General features: G+C 58.5%; 4 protein-coding genes. 2 read left to right on the forward strand and 2 right to left on the reverse strand.

Going from position 1 to position 4,345, the window contains the following annotated elements; translation table 11 throughout:
- The first annotated feature begins 748 nt into the window (after positions 1–748).
- The gene (locus tag AC1D1X_RS16690; RefSeq protein ID WP_477670787.1) at positions 749–1,399 is read left to right on the forward strand and encodes a hypothetical protein; all 651 of its coding nucleotides are present in this window, start codon (positions 749–751) and stop codon (positions 1,397–1,399) included.
- Positions 1,400–1,449: 50 nt separating this feature from the next.
- Here AC1D1X_RS16690 and AC1D1X_RS16695 read toward each other — a convergent pair whose 3' ends face one another.
- Positions 1,450–2,361 (reverse strand): TauD/TfdA dioxygenase family protein, encoded by a 912-nt coding sequence (locus AC1D1X_RS16695; protein WP_477670786.1) that lies wholly within the window; start codon positions 2,359–2,361, stop codon positions 1,450–1,452.
- Between the two features lie 142 nt (positions 2,362–2,503).
- Complete coding sequence (locus tag AC1D1X_RS16700) at positions 2,504–3,406, reverse strand: LysR family transcriptional regulator (RefSeq protein ID WP_477698691.1); 903 nt, start codon at positions 3,404–3,406, stop codon at positions 2,504–2,506.
- A 186-nt stretch (positions 3,407–3,592) separates the two neighbouring features.
- On the opposite strand from AC1D1X_RS16700, the gene AC1D1X_RS16705 reads away from it, so the two are divergent.
- On the forward strand, positions 3,593–4,345 hold a 753-nt coding region (locus tag AC1D1X_RS16705), incomplete at its 3' end, for an alpha/beta hydrolase (RefSeq protein WP_477698692.1).

A 4,345-nucleotide genomic window follows, 5' to 3' on the forward strand; every position in this document is an offset into this window, starting at 1 on the left:
CCTGCGGTGCTCGGTCCAGCCGGGGTCAAAAACAACTCGCCTTCGGCTCAAACAAGTTTTTGCCCTGATCCGTCTGGCCCTGCGCTCCTCGGCGCATACAGAAGGGGTGGGGTCAAGGAGTATGTGACCGAACCCATGAGCCTGAACATCCGGGAAGAGCCATGACTTGGCGGGATGAAGTGGGACGAGCCCAACGAAATCGGGCCTCTCGGGACAATTTGGGCAACTCGGACTGTAGAGCCTGCGGACGCGGTAAAACCGGGCCATACGGGCTTTCTTGCTATCTGGGCAGGCACCTGCACCGAATGGCCTCGGAATACCCGTATGGCGCGCCGCCACAGGGAAATTGGGCTCCTCCACCTACCATCTGCCGCCGGCCGGCATGCATTGAAGTCGGACATTGGCGTTCGAGTTCAACGTCCGAGTTGCCTAAGTGCATGATTTATATGGCCTCACAACGATACGGACGCGACGGCTAAATTTTTAAACTCGGGCGAATTTTGCTGTCGTTTTAAGCAAAAGTCGAACAGTAACTCGAACGTTCGAAGGCGTTTAAAGCCCCCTTTTTAGGTCGCGGTTTTTACTTTTCCCGCCATCCTGCTAAACTGAAATTAAGGCGCCCGCCGGAGTTTCAAGCGGCTCAAAAAAGGCACAGTTCGCATTGCAATAACCTGTGGCCAATCGTGCAGCTTCGCACGCGCAGGGTCGGAAACGCTTGTGACCCCGCGCATTATTCGGAGTACACGTCATGGCACAGCTATCCGCCGTTGCTTTCGCTGTTCGTAACACGATTTCAGCTCAAGGCATCTCTCTCTCGACTGGTCACGCTCAGCAGCTTGTCGCTGCAGCGCTCGGTCACAATAATCTCGCGTCATACCAAGCATCCAGTGATGATATCGGGCTATCGAAAGCGGTCGATATCGTCTTGGATTCACACCGTTTGCAACAGCGAGCGACTGAACTGGGACACGACCCTCGGGTGTTTGCACGGGCGCTCACTACAGCCCTGCAGTCCAGCTTTCCAGATGCCGACATCTACGATAACCACGAAGCCTGGTTGATGGATGTGCAGGGCCATTTTGAGCTGGCCATCGTGAACGAAGAATCGGTTAGCTCCGAAGTGGCAATGACCAATGGCACCTTTCCGCGCATTGACATCGATTTACCTTGGTGGGACACGCTTGACGAGCATGATGGCGACACCTTGACCTTGGACTTCGACGGCCTTGTCACGGTCGACCAAGACGAAGAGCGCGTCTACTGGGGTGACGAGATCGATGTACGCGTTACTCTGACGGTTGAGAGCTTTGGTCGCCGACTGTTTGGCCATCGCCGCGTCGATGTGGAACATGCAAAATTACGTTGGCTGGGCGAACCGGACCACTTTTTCACTAGCTGAGCCGAACATCACAGAATACCCAAACCCGAATACCGGACGCAGGCCTCCGCTTAAAACGGGGCGTCGCCTTCGATGGTGGTGCGGTAGAGCTTGCGGCGCAGGTGGTCGGGGGTGCCTGCTGCCAGGTGGGTGACTGAGCGGTTGTCCCAGAACACCATGTCGTGCGGCTGCCATTGGTGGCGGTAGATGAGTTCGGGGCGTGAGGTGTGTTCGAACAGTTCGCTGAGCAGCGCTTTGCTTTCGTCCTCTGGTATGCCCAGGATGCGGGTGGTGAAATGCTCGCTGACAAAAAGCGCCTTGCGGCCGTTTTCAGGGTGGGTGCGTACYACCGGGTGGACCACCGGCTTGACCTCTTCCACCTGCTCTTGTGTGAGCTTGGGTCGCCACGGGTTGCGGCTGCGCAGCTCTTCGTATTTGGCGAGGTAGGTGTGTTCGGCGCGCAGGCCCTGCACAGCTGTCTTCAGCGCGTCGGGCAGGGTGTCCCAGGCGGTGTGCTGGTTGGCGAAGAGGGTGTCGCCGCCTTCGGAGGGCAGCTCCCGGGCATGCAGCAATGAGCCCAGGCTGGGCTTGTCTTTGTATGACAGGTCAGAGTGCCAGAAATGGCCGGCGTCGCCCAGGCCGATGGGTTCGCCGTTTTCCTTGATGTTGGAGACGATCAGGATTTCAGGGTGGTTTTGCAACTGGAAGTTTTTCAACACATGAATTTGCAGCGGCCCAAAGCGGCGGCTGAAATCAACATGTTGCTGCGGCGTGATGCGCTGGTCGCGAAAGACCAGCACGTGGTGGTCCAGGTGTGCGCGGTGGATGCGGCTGAAGTCAGCTGTGGTGAGCGGTGTGGACAAATCCATGCCCAGCACCTCGGCGCCCAGCGGGGCGTCAAAAGGCCGGATCTCGATGGAGGATTGGGTATGCGTTGCTGCCGATGCATCGGCACGGTCGTTCGGAGTCAAAGTCGCTGTCATCTTCATCTTTCTCATCTGCGTCCTGGGGCGCCGGTCAGCCTATAAATGTAGGAGTGCCGCCGTGCAAAGCGAACTACCTATTCGTCGTTTGTTAATTACTTTTAAGTCTGTTCGGCTTCGCCACACGAGGGCGCCAACCATCTTATCTATCGGATCCACTCACTCGCAACGCTTTCACCACCAGCGAGAAGGCCGGTGAAGGCTGGCGTCTGCTGGGATAGTACAGGTGGTAGCCGGAAAATTTTGGGCACCAGTCCTGCAGAACGCGCACCAGCCGCCCGGCTTCAATGTGCGCCGTCAGTTCGTCTTCCGGCAGCAATGCGATGCCCAACCCCGCCAGTGCCGCGTCGACCTGCGGCGTTGTCGTGTTAAAGATCAGCGGGCCATCCACACGGACATTGACCTGGCGGCCGCGGCGCTCAAAGTCCCAGACGTACAACCCGCCGGAAGTAGGCATGCGCTGGTTGATGCAGTGATGTGCGGTGAGGTCGTGCGGTGTTTTGGGGATGGAATGGACCGCAAAATAACCGGGTGAAGCCGCTACTGCCATACGCAGCGGCGGGCCGATGGGCAAGGCGATCATGTCTTTGTCGATCGTGTTTCYCAAGCGTACGCCGGCATCAAAACGGTCGGCCACGATGTCGCGAAAACCATAGTTCACGTCGAACTCCAGCTTGATGTCCGGGTACTCGCGCAGCAGCGGTGAGAGCTTGGGCAGCAGGGTGCTTTGCAGCACGTGGTCGCCACACGTGATGCGCACGGTGCCTGCAGGTTTGTCGCGCAGGTCGGTCAATGCGTCGAGTTCAGACTCAATTTCGTCAAAGCGGTGGCCGATCGCCTTCATCAGCCGCTCACCCGCGGACGTTGTGGCGACGCTGCGTGTCGTGCGTGTGAGCAGCCGGATCTTCAAGCCTTCTTCCAGCCCCCGGATGGCCTGGCTCAGCGCTGACGGGGTCACACCCAGCGTGGCGGCGGCCCGGGTGAAGCTGCCCTGGCGCGCCACGGTGACGAAGGCCAGAAGGTCGTTGAGATTGCGTCGAGGCATTTGCAGGTCTCCGTTTTGCAGGCTACTGATTAGCCATGCTAACAAATTCATTAAGGATTCATTACCTAGTCAATGTTAAAGGTACTTGGCAAACTTCAGGAACTGCGAACGGAACACGGACCACGTCGAACAAGGGCAACCGTCACGCGTAGTGCCTTCTGACCCAACCAAAGAGGAACATCGACCATGAAAACACCATCAGAGAACGACGGCCGCGCAGCGGTCGAACTGTCCAGCGACGCCTCCGGCCGCCGTGAGTTTTTGAGAATGACTGGAACAGGCGTGGCTGCGGCCGGCATGCTTTCGACCGTTGGAGGAGCTGCCTTTGCGGCGGATACGCCGGCCATACCAGGCAGGCCCGGTGGTGCCGATAACTTTTACAAGAGCGACAAGGTGACCGTGCAGAAGGTGACTTTCAGGAATCAGTACCGGATGAACGTCGCGGCGAATCTTTTCATTCCCAAAACGCTTGACCGGAAAAAACGCAACCCGGCCATCGTTGTGGGCCACCCCATGGGTGCGGTGAAGGAGCAAAGCGCGAACCTGTACGCCACCAAGATGGCGGAGCAGGGCTTTGTGGCCATGTCCCTGGATCTCGCTTTCTGGGRCGGCAGCGACGGCCAGCCGCGCAATGCCGTTGCGCCGGACCTGTACGCCGAGAACTTCAGCGCTGCAGTGGATTACCTCGGTAGCCAGGCGTTTGTCGACAGGCAGCAGATCGGCGCCATCGGGATTTGCGGCAGTGGCAGTTTTGTCATCAGTGCGGCGAAGATTGACCCGCGCATGAAAGCCATCGCCACAGTGAGCATGTACGACATGGGCGCGGCCAACCGCGACGCCCTCAATCATTCGCAGACGCTCGAGCAGCGCAAGCAGATCATTGCCGCCGCCGCCGAGCAGCGCGATGTGGAATTCAAAGGCGGTGCGATCCAGTACACC

It is taken from the genome of Polaromonas sp. P1_G4 (genome assembly GCF_056405475.1).